Below are 24,792 nucleotides of genomic sequence, written 5' to 3'. Positions count from 1 at the left end.
TACGTCGTTTTTTGCTATGATGTTAAACGTGAGTATTTCTGAAGGAGTGAACATCAACTATGGCAAGACCCGTTATCGCCATCGTCGGGCGTCCGAATGTGGGCAAATCAACCATATTCAACCGTATAGTCGGCGACCGGCTCGCAATTGTAGAGGATAAACCGGGGGTTACCCGCGATCGATTGTATAGTGCCGGTGAATGGAACGGCGTCGCTTTCAGCATCGTAGATACCGGAGGTATCGAGATCGACGGCGAAGATGAAATTATGAAATCAGTCCGCATGCAAGCGGAGCTGGCAATTGAAGAGGCGGATGTCATTATTTTTATGGTAGACGCCAAAGCAGGTTTGACGCATTCGGATGACGAAGTGGCGCAGATGCTCTTCCGCTCCCGCAAGCCAATCGTACTGGCTGTTAATAAAGTAGATAACCAGGATCGAATGGATGAGGTCTATGAGTTCTACGGCCTCGGTTTCGGACAACCGATGGCTATTTCCGGTTCCCATGGTATCGGAATCGGCGATTTGCTGGATGCTGTGGTAGAAAAGCTTCCAATTATTGAGGATGACGGTTATGACGATGATGTCATTCGGGTTGCGTTGATCGGACGTCCAAACGTAGGCAAGTCTTCGCTCGTAAATGCTTTGCTAGGCGAAGAGCGCGTCATTGTAAGCAATGTGGCGGGAACAACGCGGGATGCGATCGATACGCCGTTCGAGCGTGACGGTCAGCGTTACGTCCTGATCGACACTGCCGGCATGCGCAAACGCGGCAAAGTATATGAAACGACGGAAAAGTACAGCGTAATGCGCGCGATGAAAGCGATCGAGCGGGCGGATGTCGTGCTTGTGCTTATTAACGGCGAAGAAGGCATCATCGAGCAGGACAAACACATTGCCGGTTATGCTCATGAAGCGGGCAAAGCATCGATCTTTGTCGTGAACAAATGGGATGTCGTCGAGAAAGACGATAAGACGATGAACGCTTTTACGCAAAACATTCGCGATCATTTCCTGTTCATGACCTATGCGCCAGTCACGTATTTGTCGGCGCTTACGAAGTCGCGTCTGCATAAGCTGCTTCCGATCGTTAATCATGTATCGCAGCAGCATGCAATGCGCATTCAGACACACTTGCTGAACGATGTCGTTGCCGATGCGGTTGCCTACAATCCGCCGCCGACCGACAAGGGAAGACGTCTGAAGATTAATTATGTAACGCAAGTGGCAACCAAGCCGCCGACGATCGTTATTTTTGTCAACGATCCGGATATGATGCATTTCTCGTACGAGCGTTACTTGGAAAACAAAATCCGCGCGGCATTTGATTTCGAAGGCACGCCGGTTCGTCTGTTTACACGGAGGAAGTCTGACGAGGATTAGGGGAGAATGATTTTGCTGAACGCTATTATTGCGGTTGTCGCCAGTTATTTATTAGGTTCGATTTCATTCAGTATCGTAATTGCAAGATTGGTTAAAGGGATCGATATCCGGGAGCATGGAAGCGGCAACGCCGGAGCAACGAATACGATCAGGGTTCTGGGCAAAGGGCCTGGTCTGTTCGTATTCGTTCTGGATATTGCCAAAGGTATCGCAGCTGTGCTGATAGGCCGGTTGCTTGGTCCTGATGATCTAGGCGACTGGACGGCAGTGCTCAGCGGTCTTGCCGCCATTATAGGCCACAATTGGCCGGTATGGTTCCGCTTCAAAGGCGGAAAGGGCATTTCGACTACCGTTGGCGTCATGGTGACATTGGCATTTGTACCTGCACTTATTGCCGGCGTTATCGCGATCGCATCTATTGCTATTACGCGTTACGTGAGTTTGGGATCTCTGCTGTTTGCGGCGTTTGTACCGCTTTTGATCGGCCTCATTCATTATTCATTGCCTTTATTGCTGGTCAGCTTATTGCTTTGCGTGTTTGCTTTCGTCCGTCACCGGACCAATATCGTCAAGCTTGTTCAAGGAACGGAGAACAAGCTCGGCGCGAAAAAAGGAGCATAACAAGATGACGGAAACAAAAGCGCAGGCGGGGCGCCGCGCGGCCGTGTTCGTTGCCGGAAGCTGGGGAACGGCTCTGGCTTCCGTCTTGGCGCAAAACGGATTTGACGTGCTGCTTTGGACAAGGAATGCCGATCAGGCAGAGCAAATCAATGCCGAGCACGAAAACTCGAAATATTTGCCCGGCGTGAAGCTTCCTCAGTTGTTGCGGGCGACGACCGAAATGAAGGAAGCGCTGCAGGATGCCGAGCTGGCTCTGTTTGTTGCGCCTTCCGCTGCGATGCGCGAAGTGGCAAAGCAGGCGGCGCCTTTTATGAAGGAAACGACATTGTGCATTCATGCGACGAAAGGCTTCGAGACCGGCACGCTGAAAAGAATGACGACGGTATTGGCCGAGGAACTGGGCCGTTCGCCAGATCAGATTGCTGTATTGTCCGGTCCAAGTCATGCAGAGGAAGTCATCCGCAAGCAGCCTACGACGGTCGTCGTCGCATCTGCTGATCAGGAAGCGGCTGAACAGGCCCAAGACGCGTTCATGAACGGGTACTTCCGGGTTTACACGAATCCAGACGTAGCAGGTGTAGAAGTCGCAGGTGCAATTAAGAACATTATTGCACTTGGAGCCGGCCTATCCGATGGCTTAGGCTTTGGAGACAACGCCAAAGCCGCGCTAATTACGCGGGGATTGGCCGAGATTAGCCGTCTTGGTACGGCGATGGGCGCTAATCCGCTCACATTCGCGGGCCTTGCCGGCGTTGGCGATCTTGTCGTTACTTGTACGAGCAAGCACAGCCGCAACTGGCGTGCCGGGTCGATGCTTGCAGACGGCTCACCGCTTGAAGAAGTGCTGGAGCGAATGGGTATGGTTGTAGAGGGTGTGAAGACGACCCGTGCCGCCTATGAGCTTGCCAGCCGCTATGAGGTGGAAATGCCGATTACTGCACAGCTCTATCAGGTGCTGTTTGCAGGCAGTTCGCCGCGTACAGCCGTCGAGAATTTGATGGGCAGACTCAAGACACACGAGATTGAACAGATCGAATAGTCCCGTTGAGGCGGTATGACCGCCTACACCAATCCCAGACCCCTCTCATATGATGATCTTAGGCAATGCTTACGAATTAGGTATGCTGAAGCGATCGCTGCGGGAGGGGAGAAGCATGGAAAAGAAAAGTTTTTCCAAAGATGTGCTGGGGGCAATCAACAAAAAAACAGGCAAAAATATTACCGAAGGCTCTGTGAAGAAGCTGGCCAGCACTGTAACCAACACAACGATGCAGAACGAAGCGGAGCTGCGCAAGCTTATTAAGCAGGTTTCGGAGATGGCCAAAATTCCCGTGTCGGATTCGACAATGAATGATATTGTCAAAGCTGTAAAGGCAAGCGGGATGAATATGGGCAACATCGAATCGTTAATGAAAATGATGATTAAACGATAACGCATGATCGGATAAAAGCAATGGCGCCCCGGACGAAATTTGCATTTCATCCGGAGCGCTATTTTCCGTTTTTGTCCTTTTTTGCTGTCGATGCTATAATGAAGGTTGCAAGATTTATTCTTTTGTAGATTAGGAGAAGATAGACACATGGATCCAATGTCGAAAATGTGGGTTTCTTTTATTGGTATCGGACTGATGGCGATTGCCGCAGTAATCATTACATTCGCCCGTTTGAAGACCAAGGGCGTTGTGAAATTTATTTTATCGCTGATTGCGTTCTTAATGCTCGTATTCGGTTTTATTTACGGTCTTTTCTCCATCATATAAGCAGCAAGAAGAATGCCATACATATGCAGTAGAAAGGAATATTGAAATGATCGAGCTGAAGGGAAGAACAAAGACGGCTGTCGTTGAATCGGAAGCGGGCGAGACGCTGCTTCGATTGGCGCTAAAGCATAAAGTCGACTGGTCCTCTTCCTGCACGCGGGGTACCTGTGCGCGCTGCCGCTGCATGATAACGGAAGGTTCGGAAGCGCTCGAAGGCATCACGGACGCCGAATGGGACCGTCTGGAGCCGGAAGAGTTCGAGGAAGGCTACAGACTTGCTTGCCAGGCTGTCGTCAAGAACAGCAGCATTGTTATCAAAGCTTACAACAAACCTTATTTCTAAAGGAAGTGCCAATCATGAGCGTAAAAGGACGAATCGAAAGCGCTTTAGCATCCGTTGCGCAATTGGGCACCGGAATCGATTGGGTTGTCGGGGGCAGCACGGGTTTAATGCTGCGGGGTTTGCCGCTGACTAGCGAGCCTAATGATTTGGATTTATACATCGATGAGGCCGATTTCGATCGTCTTTACAGTCTGTTAAGTCCCTATGCGGTTGACAGCCCCGTGTTGAGCGAGACAGGCATCTACCGTTCGACGCTATGCCATTTTCAGCTGGAGGGTGTTTCCGTTGAGCTAGTAGGCGGATTTATCGTGAGCGCACATGGATGCCGTTATGAGACCAAAGTATCGGAATTGCTGAAACCGCTAGCAGAGCGGGTCATCGTGGACGGCAAATATTTCGTTCATACCGTGCCCCTCGCTCATGAGTTGTGGTTCAACGTACTGCGGGATCGTCCGGATCGCTATCAGCTTATTATGGATGCTTACGTACAGGATGAAGCGAAGCATGAGGATGCGCTGAAGCAGCTGGAGTCTTATAATACGTTCACGCCAGGTATGATCCGGAAGGTGCATCAGATGATTGCCGAGAAGCGGACCGGTGTGCTGCGATGAACGGAGAGGTTCGTTTCTTGCCATCCGGCAAAACGGTGAAAGTAAGACGGGGAACGACACTGCTGGACGCAGCAAGGCAAGCAGGATTGACGATTCGCACGAGATGCGGCGGCAAAGCTGCCTGTTTTATGTGTAAAATGAGCGTATCGCCGGGAAGCGAGCTGCTGCCGATTGCAGACAATGAACGACATAAGCTGGCCGGGTTGGATGGCGAGCATATTCGCTTGTCTTGCCAGGCTAGGGTCGCTGGAAAAGTGATTGCGGAAATTCGGCCTGATCCGCTCCGCTCTGCCGTAGAGAGATTGCTGGCGAAGCAAGCGGAAGAGCAGGACGACAAGCTGTGGTAAGTTTTATCGGTGGTTGCCAATTCCGAAATTAGGAGGACAACGGAAATGATGAATTATGCAATGCGGCGCGGTATCCGTTCCACGCTGCTCATTATGGCTGCTGTGACGCTTGTGGTGCTTAGCGGCTGTATGTATCCTAAGAAACAGTTGAAAGAAAACCAGATTCCGCCAAAGGAAGCAGTTCGCAACGTTCAGGCGGCCATCGATCAGTATCAATCCGAGACAGGAATGCTGCCGATTAAGAACAGTACATCGGAAACTCCGGTATACGAAAAGTTTCAGATCGACTTCCATCAGCTTCAAACGCAAGGCTACATCAGCGACATTCCTTCGGCGGCTTTTGAAAAGGGCGGCAATTATTATTTTCTGATCATTAATGAAGATACGGAGCCTGCGGTGAAATTGATGAACTTGGTCAATTTCCAGCAGCTCGTTGATATCCAGGCTGCGGTGCGAACGTATTCAAGCAGCCATAACGGCGAAGTGCCAAAAGGCGGCGAGGCTTACCCGGGCTTTCACTATATCGATTTTGACGCACTAAAGCGCAAAGCGCCTTCCTTGCGCAGTGAGTATTCCGGGCAAACGCTTGCCCTCATGACGGACGAGCAAGGCAATGTGTATGCCGATTATGGCCCAGATCTCATGCAAGCCGTGCAGAAGAGCGGCGGCGAGCCGGCTGAAGGGGCGGACGTACGAGAAGTGCTCGTATCCTCTGATCTGTTCGTGCCGGTCAAATCGCCCCTCTACCATTGGAAGGCCGGCGAGCCGCTTGCAATCGCTCCATAGCCTATGAAGTGAAAATCCTCATTGACCCCTGAGAAGGGTGTTAATGAGGATTTTTTGGTATAGAAAACCTTCCATCCTCATATAACTCAGTCTTGGAAGGGCAAGAGGTGTGACCCGATTAAAAAGATTTCTAGAAAGGAATCGGCATAATCGGAGAGTATGGACAATATGCTATTACTAGTCCAAAAAGCTGTACGAGTTGCGTCGCTGGCCTGCCCTCTTGTCCGGTGGAAGGCGGCGAACCGGAAAATCAATTGGGAGGGGATATTCAGTGGAGAAAGTGGACATTTTCAAGGACATTGCCGAACGTACCGGCGGGGATATTTACCTCGGGGTAGTCGGGGCAGTCCGAACGGGCAAATCAACGTTTATCAAACGGTTTATGGAGACGGTCGTGCTTCCTAATATTGCTAGTGAAGCCGAGCGGGTCCGCGCCGTTGACGAACTTCCTCAAAGCGCCGCAGGTAAAACGATCATGACAACCGAGCCGAAATTCGTACCGAATCAGGCTGTCCAGCTGCGAGTCAGCGAAGGCCTTGAAGTTAATGTGAGGCTGGTTGATTGCGTAGGCTACGCGGTAGAGGGCGCCAAAGGCTACGAGGATGAAAATGGACCTCGCATGATTACGACACCTTGGTTCGATGAGCCGATTCCGTTCCAGGAAGCAGCTGAAATCGGTACTCGCAAAGTGATACAAGAGCATTCGACGCTTGGCGTCGTCGTGACGACCGACGGTACAATCGCGGAAATTCCGCGCAGCTCCTATGTGGAAGCGGAAGAACGAGTTATCAGCGAGCTGAAGGAAGTCGGCAAGCCATTCGTGCTGATCATCAACTCGACGAGACCAAGAAGCGAGGAAGCGCTCAATCTGCGCGGCGAGCTTCAGGCCAAATACGATATACCGGTTATTACGCTTAGCGTAGCTACGATGGGAGAAGAGGAAGTCGTCTCTGTCCTTCGCGAAGTGCTCTACGAATTCCCGGTTCATGAAGTGAATGTCAACCTTCCAAGCTGGGTTATGGTTCTGAATGAACAGCACTGGCTGCGCAGCAATTATGAAAATTCCGTTCGTGATACGGTCAAGGACATTCGCCGTTTACGGGATGTTGACCGCGTCGTCTCGCAGTTCATGGACTACGACTTTATCGCAAGAGCCGGCCTCAGCGGCATGAACATGGGGCAAGGGGTTGCGGAGATCGATCTGTACGCACCGGACGAATTGTACGATCGCATCTTAATGGAAGTCGTTGGCGTCGAGATTCGCGGTAAAGACCACTTGCTTCAATTAATGCAGGAGTTCTCGCATGCCAAGCGGGAATACGACCGCTTCGCCGAAGCGCTCGAAATGGTGAAAGCTACAGGCTATGGCATCGCTGCTCCTACACTTGCGGAGATGGCGCTCGACGAGCCGGAGCTGATCCGTCAGGGCTCACGCTTTGGTGTAAGGCTGAAGGCGACAGCGCCGTCGATTCATATGATCAGGGTCGACGTCGAGTCCGAGTTTGCACCCATTATCGGTTCAGAGAAACAGACGGAAGAGCTGGTGCGTTATCTGATGCAGGACTTTGAAGCCGATCCGATTAAAATTTGGGAATCCGACATCTTTGGCCGTTCACTTCACTCGCTGGTCCGGGAAGGTATCCAGGGTAAAATTGCAATGATGCCGGACAACGCACGCTACAAATTGCAAGAAACACTCGGCAGAATTATTAATGAAGGCTCCGGCGGACTCATTGCAATCATCTTGTAATCCAATGAATAAAGGCTGTCCCAGAGGTCTGAAAAGATCGATGGGGCGGCCTTTTTGTTGAGTCTGCAAACAATAAATAATCGTCTGCATGGATGCTGCTTTTTAAAAAATGAGTTGTGTATGTGCTAACATCGGTTTTATAATGACATATGTCACTGTGATTCGCTATTATTCGACATCATTTTCATATATACTTAAATTCCGATTGACATAGTAGGAGAAAATGATATGATAGCAACAGAATAGCAATTTATTACTAGGTAAATAGTAGGGGAGAGAGAATGAAATGAAGAAACAGAGTAAGGTTTATTTAACGGTTCTGCTTGCAGCTATGCTATTGGTATTGGCAGCTTGCGGCGCGAAACCGGCAAACGAAGGAACGAACGCTCCAGCGGCGACAGAGCCAGCGGCTACGGAGCCGGCAGCGAACAATAATGATATTTCTTCACTTAAAGGCAAAAAAGTTGCACTCGTTATGCAATTCAATACAGGTACGTTCTCTTCGCAATATGTGGAGGGTGTGAAGGATCAAGTTGAGAAATTCGGCGGCAATGTAACGGTGTTTGCATCGGATAATGATCTGGGCAAAATGGCTTCCAATCTGGATGCAGCAGTCAACCAAGGTTTTGACGGCATTCTGATTGACCATGGACAAGCATCTGCTCTGGAAGCAGGCATTAAAAATGCGGTTGCTAAAGGCATCTCAGTCGTTGTGTTTGATGCCGATGTGAAAATCGAAGGCGTACCGGTTCTGCAGCAGGATGATAAGAAAATGGCAGAGCTTACGCTAGAGCAGCTGGCTAAAGACGCTGGCGGCAAAGGCAAGATTGTAAAGGTTTGGGTTGCAGGCTTTGCACCAATGGAACGCCGCCAAGTGGCATACAAAGAGTTCCAAAGCAAGTATCCGGAAATTAAAGAAATCGGAGCGTTTGGCAATGCCAACAATCCTGCCATCGATACACAAGCTCAAATGGAAGCTATCCTGAAGCAGAATCCGAACAAAGGCGATATTACTGCCGTATGGGCTGCATGGGATGAATTTGCAAAAGGCGCAGCACGCGCTATTCAACAAGCAGGCAGAACTGAAATTAAAGTTTATGGCATCGACATGAGTGATGAGGATCTGCAAATGATTCAAGATCCGGCTAGCCCATGGGTAGCATCTGCAGCGGTAGATCCGAAAGATATCGGCCGCATTCAAGTGCGTGCATTGTATAAAGAATTTAAAGGCGAAGAAAATGAGCCGGTTATCGTCCTGAATCCGGTCTACGTTCAACGCGACGCTTTGCCAACTGAGAAAGTAAACACAACGCAGCTTGCACAGTATATCGAAGGCTGGGGCAGCAGCAAGCAAGGCTACGAAGAATGGATGAAAGAGCTGGAAGGCGCGAAGTAAACCCGGCTAACGGGACGTTGGAGAGGTGCGGTTGACCAAATGAGTACAAAGCAATTGCAAATGAAGGGGATCCGGAAAGCATTTTCCGGCGTCCCCGCCCTCCGCGGCGTTGATTTTACAGTACAAGGCGGCGAGGTGCACGCACTGCTCGGAGCTAACGGAGCGGGCAAGAGCACGTTGATGAAAATATTGTCTGGAGCTTATACGCAAGATGAAGGAGCCATAATTGTCGATGGTTCGCAAGTTCATATCGCTTCGCCTGGGGATGCCAAAAAAATGGGCATCCATTGTGTTTATCAGGAGGTAGATACCGCTCTTGTTGCGGAGCTTAGCGTGGCGGAAAATGTCATGCTGGACCGGATCTCGGCGAAAGGAAGCCGGTTGTGGCTCAATTGGGGCAAGCTGGAGAGCGAAGCGGAAGCGACGCTTGCGAGACTTGGCGCTTCTATTCCTGTCCGCAAGAAGGCGGGCGAACTAAGTCTAGCTGAAAAACAACTGGTGCTTATAGCCCGATTATTGACGGAGCAAGCGAAATACGTTATTTTCGATGAGCCGACCGCCCCTTTAAGTCTGGATGAAGCGGAGCGGTTGTTTCGCGTCATCGAGCAGTTGAAAGGAGAAGGCATTGGCATCGTATTCATCTCACACCGCCTGCCGGAAGTATTCCGGATTTGTGATCAGATTACGGTAATGCGGGACGGCGAACGAGTGTTCACGGAGCCGACGGCCGATACCAACGTAGATGCAGTTGTGCATGCGATGCTAGGCCGCGTATTCGAGGAGGAGTATCCGAAGTCGGACGCCCCAATCGGCGGCGTATTGCTCCAGGTGAATGGGCTTGCCAGGGGCAGAAGCGTGCGCAATGTTAGCTTTGAGGCACGAAGCGGTGAAATCGTAGCGATTGTCGGATTAGTTGGTGCGGGCAAAACAGAGCTGTCACGTCTTTTGTTTGGCGCTGACCGGGCGGATACCGGGACAGTGAAGGTATCGGGCCGTGAAGTTCGAACGACTGATCCTGCGGATGCGATTCAAGGCGGCATTGTACTAGTCCCTGAAGAACGAAGAACGCAAGGCATCTTGGTAGGCGATACCGTCCAGCATAATTTAAGCTTGCCGCTGCTTAACGCCTTTTCCCGATTCGGCTTTATGTCAGGCAAGAAGGAAAACAATAACGCGCATGCTGTCATCGGCAAGCTGGGCATTAAAACCTCTTCGCCTCAGCAGCAGACTGCTTTCCTTAGCGGCGGCAACCAGCAAAAGGTTTCTATCGGCAAATGGCTGCCGACGGAAGCATCTGTCTATCTGTTCGACGAGCCTACTAAAGGCGTTGATATCGGTGCGAAAAGTGATATATTCCGCATCATCGGCCAATTGGCGGAGCAAGGTAAAGCAATCGTCTACTTAACATGCGAATTTACCGAGGCAATCGGCATAGCCGACCGGATATTGGTCATGTGCGACGGGGCGCTGGTGAAACAATTTATGCGCGGTGAAGCGACGCAACAGCAGCTGCTGCTGCATGCCAGCGGCGGCAAGGGGGAGCAAGCATAATGGATAAGGCTTTGCATTTTATTTTCAAATACGGGTCGCTGATCGTCATCGGCCTCGTCATCTTGTTTTTCTCGTTATGGGACAAGCACTTTTTCACCTATGCGAACATTTCGGACATTTTGCGTTCGATTTCAATCGTTACGTTTGTCGCAATCGGGGTCACGTTTTCCTTAACGGTTGACGGATTTGACTTGTCGGTAGGTTCTACTGTATCGCTGACCACCGTTCTGACGGCTGCTATGATGGTGTGGTATCAGCAGCCAGTTATATTCGTCATTCTGGTTGCGCTCGCTTCCGGTGCAGTCGTAGGCCTTCTCAACGCGCTATTGATCGTGCGTGTTCGAATTCCGGACCTATTGGCTACACTCGCTGTCATGTATATTGTCGCGGGAATTCACAAGACGTATACGAAAGGCTATTCGATCTATAACAATATGCCGATGCCTGACGGGTCGACAGCGCCAGGAACTTTCGATCCTGCATTTCTATGGCTCGGTCAAGGGAAACTGCTTGGTGTGCCGGTACCGGTCATTCTAATGATTGTTGCAGTAGCGGCAGTGCATATCTTCTTCAAATATACAAAGTGGGGACGGCAAATGCATACGACAGGCGGCAACGAAGAGGCTGCCCGGTTATCCGGCATTCGAGTTCGGCGCATCCGTACGTTTGCTTATATCGCATCCGGTGTATTTGCGGCAATTGGCGGGATTTTATATGCGGCTCGGGTAGGTACTGGCCAAATTGACGCTGGCGCTCCAATGATGATGGAGGCGGTTGCTGCGGTATTCGTCGGGTACTCTGTATTAGGCGCTGGCAAGCCGAATGTTATCGGTACTTTCTTCGGAGCGATTCTAATCGGCGTACTCTTAAACGGTATGACGATGATGAAGGTCCAATACTACGCGAATGACATCGTAAAAGGAACGGTGCTCGTTCTGGCGCTGGCGGTTACCTTTATTCATTTGAACAGACGGCGAAACGGATAACCCCTTTCTTCTGCAAATGGAATGAAAACAGTGGAATCCAATTCAGCTACTTGAAATTGCGAATCGGCTGTATTACTATAAGTTTGTTCAAGAAAGGTATATTTTTGAAGTTTTCAGTTAATAAGAGGGATAAGATGACTCTTTATTGTCTATTAGGGAGGTGAAACAATGAACAAAACTGATTTGATCGCCAAAGTGGCTGAACTGTCCGATCTTTCGAAGAAAGATGCGACTAAAGCAGTTGACGCCGTTTTCGATGCTATTTCCGATGCGCTGCAAAGCGGTGATAAAGTACAACTGGTAGGATTCGGGAACTTTGAGGTTCGCGAGCGCCAAGCCCGTAAAGGCCGCAACCCGCAAACCGGCGAAGAGATTGATATCGCAGCAAGCAAAATGCCTGCATTCAAACCGGGTAAATCTCTTAAGGATCTCGTTTCCAATTAAGCATACACTAGCAAGCCTGAAAGCGTCCGGACCTATTGTTCGGGCGCTTTCGCTGTCTATTGGGCTGCCTGGCGCTCCTTTACAAGTAGAAAGCTCCCTCTTATAATAAATAGTGCATTGTTGTTGCATATACATAACAAGTTTTACTTCGTAAAACTAAGCGTATGCTTACGAAGCAGTTTGCGTAGTAAAATTTAGTTAAGCTTGCGTAGCCACTACGCAAACTAAGCGTATGCTTTCGAAGCAAGTTTTGCTTCGCAAAACTAAGCATAGGCTTACGAAGCAAGTTTTGCTTCGCAAAACTTTTCAGGAGGAACCAAGATGGAAACCAACCCTAGCCCTAATAACAATCATGGCGAATACGTCGTGATTAAAGCGAAAGACCATGGCGTTCAAGTCATCGGCCTGACACGCGGACAAGATACAAAATTCCATCATACCGAAAAGCTGGACAAAAACGAAATTATGATTGCCCAGTTTACGAATCATACCTCGGCGATAAAAATTCGCGGCAAAGCGATTGTAATGACGAAGTACGGCACGATGGAGACCGATCAGTAAGATGAGCCGGCTCCCTTTCTGCGAATAGGCAGAAAGGGAGCTTTTTCGTCAGTAAAGCGGATATATCTTCTTGAAGCGGTTGTTCAGCCTGCACGCGGCAGAATCATTCCCTTCGTACAAACCCGTCCTCTTAATAACAGGCATAGCCTGGCTCATTTGTTTGTACAATGGGGTATGAGGTTATTACGGATCGTCCACACTTGAAGTACAAAGCGGATGGATCCCGTAAGGGAGGGAATGGCCATGAATATGAGGATGGCAAAGCCTTACTTAGCGGGCTTGCTTGCAGCGCTGGCAGTTACGCTCGTATTGGCCTGGCTGCCCCATTTACATAAAGAAACGGGCAGGGACGTGTCGGTGTTTCATCCGACTCCCGCCACGAAGCTGACAAACAGCAATCTCGTTGATGCTATGGTAGGCTTGCAGCTTTCGGGGCAATTGGCAAAGGTGGAATGGAAGCATACGATTTTATCGGTCGAAATGAAATTGCCGGATGCCGCTGGGCAAAGCCAGCGTTGGGCGGAAGATATGGAGAAGCTGATCCGTCTTTCTTTTCTGCAGATGGACAACGTCAGCCGTATTTTACTTCGTTATGTAGAGGGAAATGAGCAAGGCACATCCCGATTGCTGTTCGCCATAGATGTGAGAAAAGGCGACAATTGGCTGCTGGATGAGATCGACCAGTTGAGTCAAGCCGATCCGATTCATGACGAGCGCTGGAGAGAGCGGCTCCGTATTAGCTTTACATCGGCATGGGAGCAGCGCTTTGGGCCTGCCGAGAGCTATACCGCCGTACCGCTCAAGAAGCAAGAGGCAGTGGAGTAGCGGACGGCAGCTTTGCTTTGCTCGCAATCGTATGCTCATTCCTAAAGTTGTGCTATAATAGTTTAGATTATTGAGCGGACGTTTCGTTTTTTTATACGTGCTGCAGGAAATATAACTTTTTTATCATCGGAGATAAGAAACAACTTTGCCGCAAAAGGCGGCATAATGTTAGGCTTGGGAGGCTTACCCCATGATACCAAATCGTATCCATGAAATCGCGAAGAAATATGTCGAATACGACATGATTCAAGCGCATACGGAATTGCCGGCTTTTCCCGATTTGCGGGTGCGATTGCTTTTCGCAATTTTGAATCAACAAAGTCCGAATGTCGCCCAGAGTGAGCTATACTCTTTGGTCGTATCGCTAGTACAGCTTGGAATGGACACCCATGATCTGATCGATCTTGAAACGGATAAACGATCGGAGAGCGAAATGCGTTCAAGGCAGCTGAAAGTGCTGGCCGGCGACTATTTCAGCTCGCAGTTTTACCGCTTGCTTGCACAAGCCGGACAGACGGATATGATAGCCGCCATTAGCTCTGCTGTATGCGAAGTGAACCGGATGAAAGTGAAATTATATATTATGATGAGCCGGTCGGAATTGACGGCTGAAGATTATTTTGCTTGGATGGCGGGAATGAAAAGCAAGCTGTTCGACGTGTTTGCAGGCAAGATGGCAGGTCAGGCTTCCAGCAGCTGGCCGGTGTTGCTGCAAGGGATGTGCCGATGCGAGGTAGCTCTGGACGAAATGGAAAGATGCGAGTCGCCGACCCGGTTTTATCAAAGCTGGGCCTATTGGCATGTCTTGGAGAACGGCACGGAAGAGGAGCGTCAAGCGCTTGAGCAGCAGCATTCCAATCCGGCGTTTCTTTCCAGTCTTCTGAAAAAATACGGGTTTCGAGGCAAGCTCGGAGTGATGCTGCAGTCAGCAGCTGATGAAGTTCAAGCAGCGGCAGCGGGGCTGCATGCGGACATGCTTGTGCAAGAGTTCCTCCAGGCGCTGGAGTCGTACACGGGCAGATTGGCGGGAGCGGTTCCCGCCCTTAACGAAACAAGATAAGGGGACGAGAAAGCGATGGAAGCAGATTCTAAACAGCATGTGCATGCCGTATTTGAGAGCATTGCACCGAAATACGATTTGATGAATGATTTGCTGAGCATGCGCAGACATAAAGCTTGGCGCAAATTTACGATGAAGAAGATGAATGTGCAGCCCGGCCAGACAGCATTGGATCTTTGCTGCGGAACATGCGATTGGACGATTGCGCTCGCGAAGGCAAGCGGAAGCGGCAAAATCGTCGGACTCGATTTCAGCCAGAACATGCTGGATGTCGGCGCAACCAAAATCAAGGAGCAGCAGCTCGACCGTCAAATTAAGCTCGTTCAGGGCAATGCGATGGAGCTGCCTTTCGAGGATAATTCATTCGATTACGTAACAATAGGCTTTGGTCTCCGGAATGTACCGAATTACTTGCAGGTGCTCAAGGAAATGGAGCGGGTCGTAAAGCCAGGCGGTCAAGTTGTATGTCTGGAATTGTCCAAGCCCGGCTGGCAGCCGTTCAAAGCGGTCTATTACTTGTACTTTCAGCAAATTCTTCCTTTGCTCGGCAAGCTCGTGGCGAAGCGGTTCAAAGAATATAAATGGCTTCCGGATTCTTTGAAATTATTTCTCGACATCAAGCAGCTTAGTGAACTGTTCAAAGAAGCAGGGCTGCAAAACGTAAAAGCATATGCATTGTTTGGCGGTGTCGCCGCGCTGCACATCGGCAAAAAGGAGAATACTCAGCAATGATCCGCAAAATCCGCATTATTTTGGAAATGATTAAATTCGAACATACCGTATTTGCTTTGCCTTTTGCGTTTATGGGAGCTATCTTGGGAGCCGTTGTAATTAATGGGGAACTGCCTTCGTGGCCGCAGATCGGCTGGGTTACGCTCGCTATGTTCGGGGCGCGAAGCGCGGCTATGTGCTTGAACCGGCTTATCGACAAAGCGATCGATTTGCGTAATCCGCGGACAGCTTCCCGTGCGCTGCCTGCCGGTTTGCTCAAGTCGGCGGAGGTGCTGCTGTTCACGATTGTGTCCTTCGCGATGCTGTTCATCGCGACAGCCAATCTGGCTCCGATTGCGATGAAGCTCATGCCAATTGCAGTGGTACTGCTTGTCCTATATTCCTATACGAAAAGATTTACATGGCTGTGCCATGTCGTGCTGGGCTTGACCATTGGTCTATCGCCGCTTGGCGCATGGGTAGCTGTTACCGGTGAATTCCATCCGGCAGCTTGGCTGCTTTATGTAGCTGTTGCTCTATGGATTGCGGGCTTTGATATCGTATATGCGACACAAGACTTTGAATACGACCGCAATGCGGGGCTGCATTCCATTCCTGCCAAATTCGGTATTGCCGGTGCATTATGGATTGCACGTTCCTTCCATGCCGTTACAGCCATTTGCTTTATTGCGCTGTTCTGGACAACCGGTCTAAGCTGGGCTTACCTGGCGGGAACAGTTATTTCTATCGCGATTTTGTTCTATCAGCATTGGCTTGTTCGTCCGAATGATTTATCCCGTGTTCAGCTGTCCTTCTTCGGGATGAACGGTACGCTAAGCGTTTTGCTCTTTCTGTTTGCCATTGCAGATTTGGTGGTGCTGCATCAATGGTAGAGACAGTGGCGAAGAAAAAAAGATGGGTCGTGGGCATTACTGGTGCGAGCGGAGCCATCTATGGCATCCGATTGATTGAGGAACTGATCAATGCCTCGTATATTGTTCATCTTGTCGTTACCGAAGCTGGCTGGCGGGTGCTTAAGGAAGAACTAGGCTGGGAGACCTCACGGAGACAAGCGGCGCTTGAGCTTCGTTTTGCCGAAGAGATGGCCTCGGGCCAACTCGTCTTCCATCCGAACGCCGACATTGGCGCGACGATTGCCAGCGGCTCTTACCGCGTGGAGGGGATGGTCATCATCCCTTGCTCTATGGGCTCGCTCGCAACGCTTGCGAACGGGATATCGGATGATTTGCTGGCAAGAGCTGCAGACGTCATGCTGAAGGAAGGGCGTCCGCTGCTGCTGGTGCCGCGTGAAACGCCGCTCCATGCCATCCATTTGGAAAATATGCTGAAGCTGTCGAGACTGGGTGTTCGTATCATTCCAGCGATGCCGGCTTTCTATTATAAGCCGCAATCGATGGAGGAAATGATCAATTTTCTAGTCGGCAAAGTGCTGGATAGCATGAACATTGAGCATTCGTTGTATAGAAGATGGGGAGATGAACAGCTTGAACAGCAAGAGCATGCGGAACGAAACGGTAAACTTAGAGAATCATAAGGACACGCTCACGGTAGGACGAATCGATTATGCCAATGCATGGCCGCTGTTTCATCATCTGACAGCCCCGAACATGGAGATCGTCTCGAGAGTGCCATCGGTGCTGAACCGTCTGCTGCAAGAGGGCGATATTCAGGTGGCGGCCATTTCTTCTTTCTCCTATGGCGTCAATGCGGATAAATATTTGCTGCTGCCGCATCTGTCCGTAGGTTCCGAAGGCAAGGTCAATTCGATCTATTTATTCCTCAAGGAACCGCTTGAGAAGGTACAGCCGAAGCGTATAGCAGTTAGCGCGACCTCTGCGACCTCCGTCAATCTGCTCAAAATCATTATGTCTAAGCGATTCGGCTTGGAACCGGAATACGAAACAGCCGAACCGGTGCTGGAGGATATGCTGGCACATGCCGATGCCGCGCTCCTGATCGGTGATCCGGCTATTCATGCTTCTTGGGAGCAAAATGGCTTGTACCGTATGGATCTGGGCGAGCTTTGGAATGAGTGGAGCGGTCTTGCGATGACGTTCGCTGTCGTGGCGGTCCGTAAGGAAGCGGCTGATGCGGCTCCAGAAGCGCTCGCTGCGATATATAAGGCATTTCTCGAAGGCAAGCGGCAGAGCCTCGCCGACTTGCAGCCGTTGATCGATAAAGCCTGTGCAGAATTGGGCGGCGACGCTGCCTACTGGCAAATGTATTTTACAAGTCTTCAGTACGATTTTGGACCCAAGCAGCAAGAGGGTTTGTCTTTATATTTCCGGTACGCGAAAGAGCTTGGGCTGCTGGAGCAAGATGTGGAGTTAAGGTTTTATCAGTATGATCAATCTGCCGAATAGGTGAACGCATGAAACTACTAGACATTTTTGCAAAATTAAAAGGGGATATTAACCAAATCGAGCGGGAGCTTGAGCGTAGCGTCACGTTTGACGACGAACTGCTCAGCGAAGCGTCGCTTCACTTGCTCAAAGCGGGCGGGAAGCGGCTCCGTCCTGTATTTGTGCTGCTTGCCGGCAAGTTTGGGCATTATAACCTTGACGTTCTGAAAAAAATAGCGGTACCGCTTGAACTTATACATATGTCTTCGCTCGTGCATGATGACGTGATCGATGATGCCGCCACAAGACGCGGCCAGCAGACGGTAAAGTCGAAGTGGGACAACCGGGTGGCGATGTATACGGGCGATTATATTTTTGGCAAGGCACTGACGATTGCGACGGAGCTGAACAATCCGTTTATTCATCAGATGCTGTCCAAGGCGCTCGTACAGATGAGCATCGGGGAAATGGAGCAAATCCGGGATTTCTTTAATACGAAGCAATCCATCCGCAACTATTTGCTGCGTATCCGGCGCAAAACGGCGCTTCTGATCGCCATCAGCTGCCAGTTAGGCGCTGCGGCCGCCGATGCGGACCGGCAGACAGTAAACCGGCTGTACCGATATGGCTATAACGTAGGGATGGCGTACCAGATTCGCGATGATTTGCTTGATTTGTTCGGTACGGAAAAGCAAATCGGCAAGCCGCCGGGGTCGGATATCCGCCAAGGCAACATTACGCTGCCTGTCATTCTGGCGCTCCAGGACGATAATGTTCGTGAGCCGCTATTGAAGGAAATCGACACGATCATGCAGTCCAATGGCACTTCGGATACTTCGGCTGCGATCAAAATGATCAAAGCAAGCAGCGGAATCGAGCTCGCGGACAGGCTCGCTACCCGATATATTGAAAAAGCGCTGCAGGCCTTAGAGGGATTGCCTGGTATCGGGGCGAAAAAGAACTTGATCGATATTGCGTATTTCACCGGTAAGCGAAATTACTGATAAATAGAGAGGGATGGATAACGATGGAAAGAACTTTTCTGATGATTAAACCCGATGGTGTACAACGCGGATTAATCGGTGAAATTGTAGGCCGATTCGAGCGCAAAGGGCTGAAGCTGGTCGCTGCGAAGTTTATGCAAGTTGACCGTGAGCTGGCAGCCAAACATTATGCTGAGCATGAAGGCAAGCCGTTTTATCCGCCTCTGATCGATTTCATTACCTCAGGTCCCGTATTTGCAATGGTATGGGAAGGCGATAATGTCATTGCCTTGACCAGAGCGCTTATTGGCAAGACGAATGGCGTAGACGCTGCGCCGGGTACGATCCGTTCGGATTTTGCCGTTCATACGAATTTGAACTTGATTCATGGCTCCGATTCGCCGGAGAGCGCTGAGCTTGAGATCAACAATTATTTTGCGCCAAGCGAGCTCGTTAGCTACGAGCAGACGATTCAACGCTGGGTATAATCACCGCCTCGCAAGCTAAAAGCATCATCTACATAACAGGAGGCGGCTATGACCGAGGATCGCGACTTTTCATTGTTTATTCAACGCATGAAGGATAAGACGAAAATCGATTTGGCTCAGTATAAGGAAGCGCAGATGAAGCGAAGGCTGACGACTCTGCGGATGAAGCACGGTTACGATACCTTCGAGCAGTATTGGGCGGCAATTGAACAAAACCGTGCGCTGCTGCATGAATTTCTGGATCGGATGACGATTAACGTCTCCGAATTTTGGCGCAACCCGAACCGGTGGGAAGTGCTGCAAAACCGCTTTTTGCCCGAGATGCTGAAGTCTGGCGGGCGGCTAAAGCTCTGGAGCGCCGCTTGCTCGACAGGGGAGGAGCCCTACACGCTCGCTATGATCTTGGCGGAGATGGGTGTGCTCAACCGGGTGTCGATCGATGCGACGGATCTGGATGCTATCGTGCTGCAGAAGGCTATGGAAGGGATATATCTGGAGCGCTCGCTTCGGGATGTTCCGGCCGCTATGCGGCAAAAGTATTTCAAACCCGACGAGGGAGCCTTTGCTGTCGCGGATCAGTTGAAGCAAGGCATTCGCTTCAAGCAGCAAAATTTGCTGCATGACACGTTCGATGAATCCTTTGACCTGATCGTATGCAGGAACGTTATGATCTATTTTACCGAGGAAGCCAAGCACTTATTGTATCATAAATTTGCTAAAGCGCTTCGTCCCGGCGGCCTGCTCTTCGTGGGCAGTACAGAGCAGATTTTCTCGCCGGCGCAATATGGATTCGAAACAGCAGATACGTTCTTTTACCGCCGATTGCCTCAATAAGGTATACCGATATCTATCTTCTCCTATACTAAGGACATTGGACATGTTAAGGAACGGGAGGATAGGAATGGATAAGCGGAAAGTGATTCACGCATATCGGAGCGGTTACATATCGATTCAGGAATGCGCGCAAATCATCGGGCTCGACAGCCGTCAAATACCCGGGCTGATGAGCGGTATGCCGGCAGCCGACGAGAAAGCCGGTAAAAGAAAGATTCCGGTAACGGGAGCTACCAGCTAGAGCAGTGGCGATGCCATAGAAATGCGGGATGCAGCGGGTAAGGGCATCCCGCTTTTTTTATGGAGAAAAAAGGGGCTGACGGCTAACCAGCAGATAGGCGCGGCGATTGTCAAACCGGCAGTGCTGTACTATAATGAGCAAAGATGTTTAGGCTGTTGACAAGCAATGGGAGAGATAAATTATGAGAGAATTAATGGTTGAATTAGGCGAACGCTCTTATCCGATTTATATTGGCGAAGGTCTCCTGCCGGAGGCCTCCTCCTATTTCTTGAAGCACGGAATTAGCACAAAATCTCCGCTGTTGATCGTCACGGATAGCGAGGTTGCCTCCCGTCATTTGAGCACGCTGGAGGATAGCTTGCGCAGCAGCGGCTTCACGGTTGCCAGTGCAATTGTTGATTCGGGCGAAAGCTCCAAATCATTGGCCGTCCTGGAGAAGCTGGTAACGAAGGCGCTGGAAGCAGGCCTGGACCGCAAATCGACGATTGTCGCGCTTGGCGGGGGAGTCGTAGGCGATCTGGCGGGCTTCGTCGCGGCATCCTATATGCGCGGTGTGAAGTTCGTTCAAGTGCCGACGACAATTCTTGCACATGACAGCAGTGTTGGCGGCAAGGTGGCGGTCAATCATCCGCTGGCGAAAAATATTATCGGTGCTTTTCACCAGCCGGAGCTCGTGCTGTACGATCTGAATACGCTTCAGACGCTGCCGCCAAGAGAAGTGAAAGCAGGACTGTCCGAGGTCGTAAAGCATGGATTGATCTGGGATGCGGAATTCGCGCAATGGTGCGAGGATCATGCAGAGAAGCTTCTTGCGCTTGATCCGGATGCGCTAGGATATGCGCTTTATAAAGGCTGCAGCGTTAAAGCCGCCGTCGTATCGCAGGATGAGCGGGAGAATGATCTTCGTGCCATACTGAATCTCGGCCATACGATTGGACATGCGCTGGAGGCTGTTGCGGGCTATGGTGAGCTGCTGCACGGCGAAGCGATCTCAATCGGGATGATTGGCTCGGCAAAGCTAGGGCTGCGCTATGGCGCTCCTGAGGACGTCTATACGACAACGAAGCGGGCATTGTCCAAATGCGGCTTGCCGGTGAAGCTGCCAGAGCATTTCGATGTTGATGCGATTATGGATGCGATGATGCATGATAAGAAATTTAGCGAGAATACGATGGTATTCGTCGTGCCTACTGCGATCGGGACAGTCGAGATTAAGAAGGATGTACCGACAGCATGGGTGCGGGAAATTGTTGAGCAATTGAAACTGGAGGCGTAAACGGGATGAAAGTCAGAGGAATTCGCGGCGCAATTACGGTTGATGTCAATGAGAAGCAGCCGATTTTACAAGCGACCATTGAACTGTTGAACGGAATTGTGCAAGAGAACGGGATTTTGCCCGAAGATATTTGCAGCGTAATGATCACGGTCACCCATGACCTGGATGCTGCGTTCCCGGCGGCTGCGATTCGTCAGCTTAGCGATTGGGAGCTCGTACCGCTGATGTGCGCACTGGAAGTGCCGGTAAAAGGAAGTCTGGAGCGCTGTATCCGGTTCCTTCTGCACGTCAACACGGATAAAACGCAAGCAGAAATCAAGCATGTATATCTTGGCGGCGCACAAGTGCTCCGTCCTGATTTGTCCAAAACATAAAGTTGACGCAGCGCTGTTACTTATTGTATAGTGAAATCAGTTAAGAAGAGTGTAGACTAGGTTTTATAGCGAAGTTAGTGAGCGAGCAGGTTTTTAGTTGAGAAGAGTCGAGCAGAGTAGAGTTGAGCGTAGTTGAGAAGAGAGTGAGCTCCTTGGGATAGGTGTATTTGCCTTATACCCTGATGAAGCTTTATTCCTTATTCACTTGCCTTCCGTTTCGGCGTACTTATTTCAACTAATCAAGCCCCTGCTGCTGCAGGGGCTTTTCTTATGTCTCTCCCGCAACGCTCGTTGTTTTGTTCCATCCATCCCACAACGAAAAAAGGTAATGCTTTTGCAAATTTTGATGAGCCGGCAGGCCGAAGCGAAGGGTGCGGAATTGTTCTGGAGAAGCGTAAGCGCTCGTTTTTGTAAGCAGATTTGATCCACGATATCCGATTAGGATAGAAAGGGAATCTGTGAACAATACGATCGGAAGAATAATCCGCACACGCAGCGAAATGGCAGTCGGTCTGAAGGAATTGCAGGTGCATCACATTTAGGAGGCCCTCTATGTACAGTGAAATTCAGCAAGTTAAAAAGCTGGCAGGCCAATATAATCTCATCCCGATCGTTCGTCACATTATGGCGGACACGGAGACGCCAATCCGGCTGTTCCAGCATTTTGCCAAGGAAAAACACGCCTTTCTGCTGGAAAGCGTAGAGGGCGGCGTGAAATGGGCGCGTTACTCGTTCATCGGAACGGACCCGTTCATGATGCTGTACGGCAAAGAGGGCAAAATGGTGCTGGAGCATAACGGCAGCGTCGACACCTTTGACGACAAGCCGATTGATTTGCTGAAGGCGCATTTGCGTTCCTTCCGCAGCCCGGCCATTCCGGGATTGCCGCCGTTCACGGGCGGCGCGATCGGATTTTTCGGCTATGACCTTCTTCAATATTATGAGAAGCTGCCGAAGCACCGGATCGACGATCTTCAAATGAATGATCTGCAATTCATGTTCTGCGATCAGGTTATCGTCTTCGATCATTTCAAGCAGCAGCTGCAAATTATCGGCAATGTTCATATCCCTAAGGTCGCAACAGAGGCTGCTGTAGAGGAAGCTTATGCACAAGCGGCAGCTAAGATCGACGCAACGATCGAAAGATTGCAGCAGCCGATTGCCATTCCGGTCATGTCCGGCGCTTCGGTGACGGTTGACCCGGATCTCGGCGACGTGCAGTCGAATGTGACGAAGGAGCAATTCATCGCCAATATCGAGCGGTCGAAGGAATACATTCGCGCGGGTGACATTTTCCAAGTGGTGTTGTCCCAGCGCTTCAGCATTGAGACAGACATTGATCCGCTGCATGTGTACCGCGTTCTGCGTACGATGAATCCTTCCCCTTATATGTACTATTTGAAAATGGGAGACGAAGTGATCGTCGGTACGTCGCCAGAGGCGCTCGTGAAAGTCACTAACGATAAAGTGGAAACCCGTCCAATCGCCGGAACGCGCCCAAGAGGGAAAACGCCGGAAGAGGATTTGGAGCTGGAGCGGGATTTGCTCGCTGATGAGAAAGAACGCGCGGAGCACTTGATGCTGGTGGACCTTGGCCGCAACGATATCGGCCGCGTATCGGAGTTCGGTTCCGTGCATTGCGATTCCTTCATGGAGATTGAACGCTATTCACATGTGATGCATATCGTCTCCAACGTGTCCGGCAAGCTTCGCGAAGACAAAGATTTCTATGACGCGTTCCTGTCCTGCTTGCCAGCCGGTACGGTATCCGGTGCACCAAAGCTGCGGGCGATGGAGATTATTGCAGAGCTTGAGAATGAAGCACGCGGCGCGTATGCTGGCGCGATTGGCTACTTGGGCTTTGGCGGAACGCTCGACACTTGCATTACGATCCGCACGATTATTTTCAAGCATGGCAAAGCGTATGTGCAAGCAGGGGCGGGCATCGTATGGGATTCCGTTCCGGAGAGCGAATATATGGAGACGGTCAACAAAGCGAAAGCGAGCTTGAAGGCGATTCGTACAGCCGAACAAATTTTCGGCACGAAGCGTTCCCATGAGCAAAGTGCAATCAATACCGACTATTACGTCCAGGCGGGAGAGGGGAAAGGGCAATGACATTCGTAACGGAACCGATGACGATGCAAAGCGCGCTTAATCAATTGATAGGCGGCGAGGATCTGTCGAGAGCTGCTGCACGCTCAGTCATGGAAATTATTATGAACGGCGAAGCCACTCCCGCTCAGATTGCCGGTGTCGTAACAGCTTTGCGGATGAAGGGCGAGACGAAAGAGGAAATTACAGGCTTTGCTGAAGTGATGCGTGCTTTCTCCAGCCATGTGCAGACGAGACAGGAAGGGCTGCTGGATACTTGCGGAACTGGCGGCTCAGGCATTCATAAATTTAATATTTCAACCGCTTCTTCCATCATTGCGTCTTCGGCTGGCATTCGTGTGGCGAAGCACGGCAATCGGGCAATGTCGGGCAAAGCGGGCAGTGCTGACGTGCTGGAAGCGCTAGGCGTACAAATTACGCTGACGCCGGAGCAAGCTTCAGAGTGCTTGAACCGCATTGGTATCTGCTTTATGTTCGCTCAGCTATATCATCCGTCTCTGCGCCACGCTGCTGTACCGCGCCGTGAGCTAGGTGTTCGTACAATCTTCAATATGCTGGGCCCGCTGACCAATCCGGCAGGGGCGGATCGTCAGCTGCTTGGATTGTATGACCGGACGAAAACAGAGACAATTGCATCCGTGCTCAGCGAGCTTGGTGTGAAGCGGGCGATGGTTGTAAGCAGTAATGACGGCCTTGACGAGATTAGCATTTCCGCTCCGACGCAGATTTCGGAGCTATTGGACGGCGAGGTTCGCACGTATGAGCTGACGCCGGAGGAGCTTGGCCTGAGCCGTTATCCAATCAGCGAAGTAATCGGCGGTGACCCGCAAGTGAATGCAGCGCTGATCCGGAAGATATTCAGCGGCGAGCAGCGCGGCGCGTATCGCGACATCGTACTGGCGAATGCCGGGGCGTGCATTTATGTAGGAGGCTTAGCTGGCTCTCTCCGCGAAGGAGCGGAAATAGCGGCCGAAATGATCGATT

Annotated in this window: 29 protein-coding genes; all 29 read left to right on the top strand. The window is 50.7% G+C overall.

The genetic code is table 11. From position 1 onward, the window contains the following. The first annotated feature begins 59 nt into the window (after positions 1 to 59). Complete coding sequence (gene der, locus TY10_RS08590; RefSeq protein ID WP_042162590.1) at positions 60 to 1,382, top strand: ribosome biogenesis GTPase Der; 1,323 nt, start codon at positions 60 to 62, stop codon at positions 1,380 to 1,382. A 12-nt stretch (positions 1,383 to 1,394) separates the two neighbouring features. Continuing rightward, on the top strand, positions 1,395 to 2,003 hold the full coding sequence (plsY, locus tag TY10_RS08585; protein WP_042162683.1) for a glycerol-3-phosphate 1-O-acyltransferase PlsY: 609 nt from the start codon (positions 1,395 to 1,397) through the stop codon (positions 2,001 to 2,003). Between the two features lie 4 nt (positions 2,004 to 2,007). Continuing rightward, complete coding sequence (locus TY10_RS08580; protein WP_042162589.1) at positions 2,008 to 3,042, top strand: NAD(P)H-dependent glycerol-3-phosphate dehydrogenase; 1,035 nt, start codon at positions 2,008 to 2,010, stop codon at positions 3,040 to 3,042. 115 nt (positions 3,043 to 3,157) lie between these two features. After that, a complete protein-coding gene (locus tag TY10_RS08575; RefSeq protein ID WP_042162588.1) occupies positions 3,158 to 3,436 on the top strand; it encodes a stage VI sporulation protein F in 279 nt (92 codons plus the stop codon). A gap of 147 nt (positions 3,437 to 3,583) precedes the next feature. Beyond that, the gene (locus TY10_RS08570; protein WP_042162587.1) at positions 3,584 to 3,763 is read left to right on the top strand and encodes a DUF2768 family protein; all 180 of its coding nucleotides are present in this window, start codon (positions 3,584 to 3,586) and stop codon (positions 3,761 to 3,763) included. Between the two features lie 46 nt (positions 3,764 to 3,809). Beyond that, positions 3,810 to 4,106 (top strand): 2Fe-2S iron-sulfur cluster-binding protein, encoded by a 297-nt coding sequence (locus TY10_RS08565; RefSeq protein WP_042162585.1) that lies wholly within the window; start codon positions 3,810 to 3,812, stop codon positions 4,104 to 4,106. Between the two features lie 14 nt (positions 4,107 to 4,120). Next, complete coding sequence (locus TY10_RS08560) at positions 4,121 to 4,717, top strand: nucleotidyltransferase family protein (protein WP_042162583.1); 597 nt, start codon at positions 4,121 to 4,123, stop codon at positions 4,715 to 4,717. 17 nt (positions 4,718 to 4,734) lie between these two features. After that, entirely contained in the window at positions 4,735 to 5,064 is a 330-nt protein-coding gene (locus tag TY10_RS08555; protein WP_420329389.1) for a 2Fe-2S iron-sulfur cluster-binding protein, read from the top strand. A 45-nt stretch (positions 5,065 to 5,109) separates the two neighbouring features. Then, positions 5,110 to 5,850, top strand: a complete 741-nt coding sequence (locus TY10_RS08550) for a DUF3939 domain-containing protein (RefSeq protein WP_052350442.1) — start codon at positions 5,110 to 5,112, stop codon at positions 5,848 to 5,850. 271 nt (positions 5,851 to 6,121) lie between these two features. Continuing rightward, a complete protein-coding gene (spoIVA, locus tag TY10_RS08545) occupies positions 6,122 to 7,600 on the top strand; it encodes a stage IV sporulation protein A (protein ID WP_042162578.1) in 1,479 nt (492 codons plus the stop codon). A gap of 286 nt (positions 7,601 to 7,886) precedes the next feature. Beyond that, entirely contained in the window at positions 7,887 to 8,996 is a 1,110-nt protein-coding gene (locus tag TY10_RS08540; RefSeq protein WP_042162577.1) for a sugar ABC transporter substrate-binding protein, read from the top strand. 39 nt (positions 8,997 to 9,035) lie between these two features. Then, the gene (locus TY10_RS08535; RefSeq protein ID WP_042162575.1) at positions 9,036 to 10,547 is read left to right on the top strand and encodes a sugar ABC transporter ATP-binding protein; all 1,512 of its coding nucleotides are present in this window, start codon (positions 9,036 to 9,038) and stop codon (positions 10,545 to 10,547) included. Beyond that, on the top strand, positions 10,547 to 11,533 hold the full coding sequence (locus tag TY10_RS08530) for an ABC transporter permease (RefSeq protein WP_420329388.1): 987 nt from the start codon (positions 10,547 to 10,549) through the stop codon (positions 11,531 to 11,533). Before TY10_RS08535 ends, TY10_RS08530 begins: the two co-directional genes overlap by 1 nt. 168 nt (positions 11,534 to 11,701) lie before the next feature. After that, positions 11,702 to 11,977, top strand: a complete 276-nt coding sequence (locus TY10_RS08525; protein ID WP_042162571.1) for an HU family DNA-binding protein — start codon at positions 11,702 to 11,704, stop codon at positions 11,975 to 11,977. Between the two features lie 321 nt (positions 11,978 to 12,298). Then, on the top strand, positions 12,299 to 12,538 hold the full coding sequence (gene mtrB / locus TY10_RS08520) for a trp RNA-binding attenuation protein MtrB (RefSeq protein WP_042162569.1): 240 nt from the start codon (positions 12,299 to 12,301) through the stop codon (positions 12,536 to 12,538). A 243-nt stretch (positions 12,539 to 12,781) separates the two neighbouring features. After that, positions 12,782 to 13,363 carry a hypothetical protein gene (locus TY10_RS08515; RefSeq protein WP_042162568.1) on the top strand — a complete coding sequence of 194 codons (582 nt, stop codon included), beginning with the start codon at positions 12,782 to 12,784 and terminating at the stop codon, positions 13,361 to 13,363. A 190-nt stretch (positions 13,364 to 13,553) separates the two neighbouring features. Beyond that, positions 13,554 to 14,423: a heptaprenyl diphosphate synthase component 1 gene (locus tag TY10_RS08510; RefSeq protein WP_042162566.1), complete on the top strand. Its 870-nt coding sequence runs from the start codon at positions 13,554 to 13,556 to the stop codon at positions 14,421 to 14,423. A gap of 15 nt (positions 14,424 to 14,438) precedes the next feature. Further along, complete coding sequence (locus TY10_RS08505) at positions 14,439 to 15,155, top strand: demethylmenaquinone methyltransferase (RefSeq protein WP_042162565.1); 717 nt, start codon at positions 14,439 to 14,441, stop codon at positions 15,153 to 15,155. After that, on the top strand, positions 15,152 to 16,027 hold the full coding sequence (locus tag TY10_RS08500) for a UbiA-like polyprenyltransferase (RefSeq protein ID WP_042162563.1): 876 nt from the start codon (positions 15,152 to 15,154) through the stop codon (positions 16,025 to 16,027). Before TY10_RS08505 ends, TY10_RS08500 begins: the two co-directional genes overlap by 4 nt. Then, the gene (locus TY10_RS08495) at positions 16,021 to 16,689 is read left to right on the top strand and encodes a UbiX family flavin prenyltransferase (protein ID WP_042162560.1); all 669 of its coding nucleotides are present in this window, start codon (positions 16,021 to 16,023) and stop codon (positions 16,687 to 16,689) included. Before TY10_RS08500 ends, TY10_RS08495 begins: the two co-directional genes overlap by 7 nt. Then, on the top strand, positions 16,640 to 17,518 hold the full coding sequence (locus TY10_RS08490) for a menaquinone biosynthetic enzyme MqnA/MqnD family protein (RefSeq protein WP_238327515.1): 879 nt from the start codon (positions 16,640 to 16,642) through the stop codon (positions 17,516 to 17,518). Before TY10_RS08495 ends, TY10_RS08490 begins: the two co-directional genes overlap by 50 nt. Positions 17,519 to 17,526: 8 nt before the next feature. Further along, on the top strand, positions 17,527 to 18,501 hold the full coding sequence (locus tag TY10_RS08485) for a polyprenyl synthetase family protein (protein WP_042162558.1): 975 nt from the start codon (positions 17,527 to 17,529) through the stop codon (positions 18,499 to 18,501). A 23-nt stretch (positions 18,502 to 18,524) separates the two neighbouring features. Beyond that, positions 18,525 to 18,968 carry a nucleoside-diphosphate kinase gene (gene ndk, locus TY10_RS08480; protein WP_042162556.1) on the top strand — a complete coding sequence of 148 codons (444 nt, stop codon included), beginning with the start codon at positions 18,525 to 18,527 and terminating at the stop codon, positions 18,966 to 18,968. A gap of 48 nt (positions 18,969 to 19,016) precedes the next feature. Beyond that, positions 19,017 to 19,802 carry a CheR family methyltransferase gene (locus tag TY10_RS08475; protein WP_042162554.1) on the top strand — a complete coding sequence of 262 codons (786 nt, stop codon included), beginning with the start codon at positions 19,017 to 19,019 and terminating at the stop codon, positions 19,800 to 19,802. A gap of 67 nt (positions 19,803 to 19,869) precedes the next feature. Next, a complete protein-coding gene (locus TY10_RS30985) occupies positions 19,870 to 20,043 on the top strand; it encodes a hypothetical protein (protein WP_202903163.1) in 174 nt (57 codons plus the stop codon). Positions 20,044 to 20,224: 181 nt separating this feature from the next. Then, positions 20,225 to 21,319 (top strand): 3-dehydroquinate synthase, encoded by a 1,095-nt coding sequence (aroB, locus tag TY10_RS08470; protein WP_042162552.1) that lies wholly within the window; start codon positions 20,225 to 20,227, stop codon positions 21,317 to 21,319. Positions 21,320 to 21,324: 5 nt separating this feature from the next. Beyond that, complete coding sequence (gene aroH, locus TY10_RS08465; protein WP_042162550.1) at positions 21,325 to 21,693, top strand: chorismate mutase; 369 nt, start codon at positions 21,325 to 21,327, stop codon at positions 21,691 to 21,693. 552 nt (positions 21,694 to 22,245) lie between these two features. Next, on the top strand, positions 22,246 to 23,811 hold the full coding sequence (trpE, locus tag TY10_RS08460; protein ID WP_042162548.1) for an anthranilate synthase component I: 1,566 nt from the start codon (positions 22,246 to 22,248) through the stop codon (positions 23,809 to 23,811). Next, a partial coding sequence (gene trpD / locus TY10_RS08455; protein WP_042162545.1) for an anthranilate phosphoribosyltransferase occupies positions 23,808 to 24,792 on the top strand: 985 nt, incomplete at its 3' end. The genes trpE and trpD, both read left to right, overlap by 4 nt.

This window comes from Paenibacillus gorillae (assembly GCF_000513275.1).
GTDB classification, from domain to species: Bacteria; Bacillota; Bacilli; order Paenibacillales; family Paenibacillaceae; genus Pristimantibacillus; species Pristimantibacillus gorillae.
Note: the sequence above shows the minus strand (reverse complement) of the source record. Positions and strands in the feature narration are given on the sequence as shown.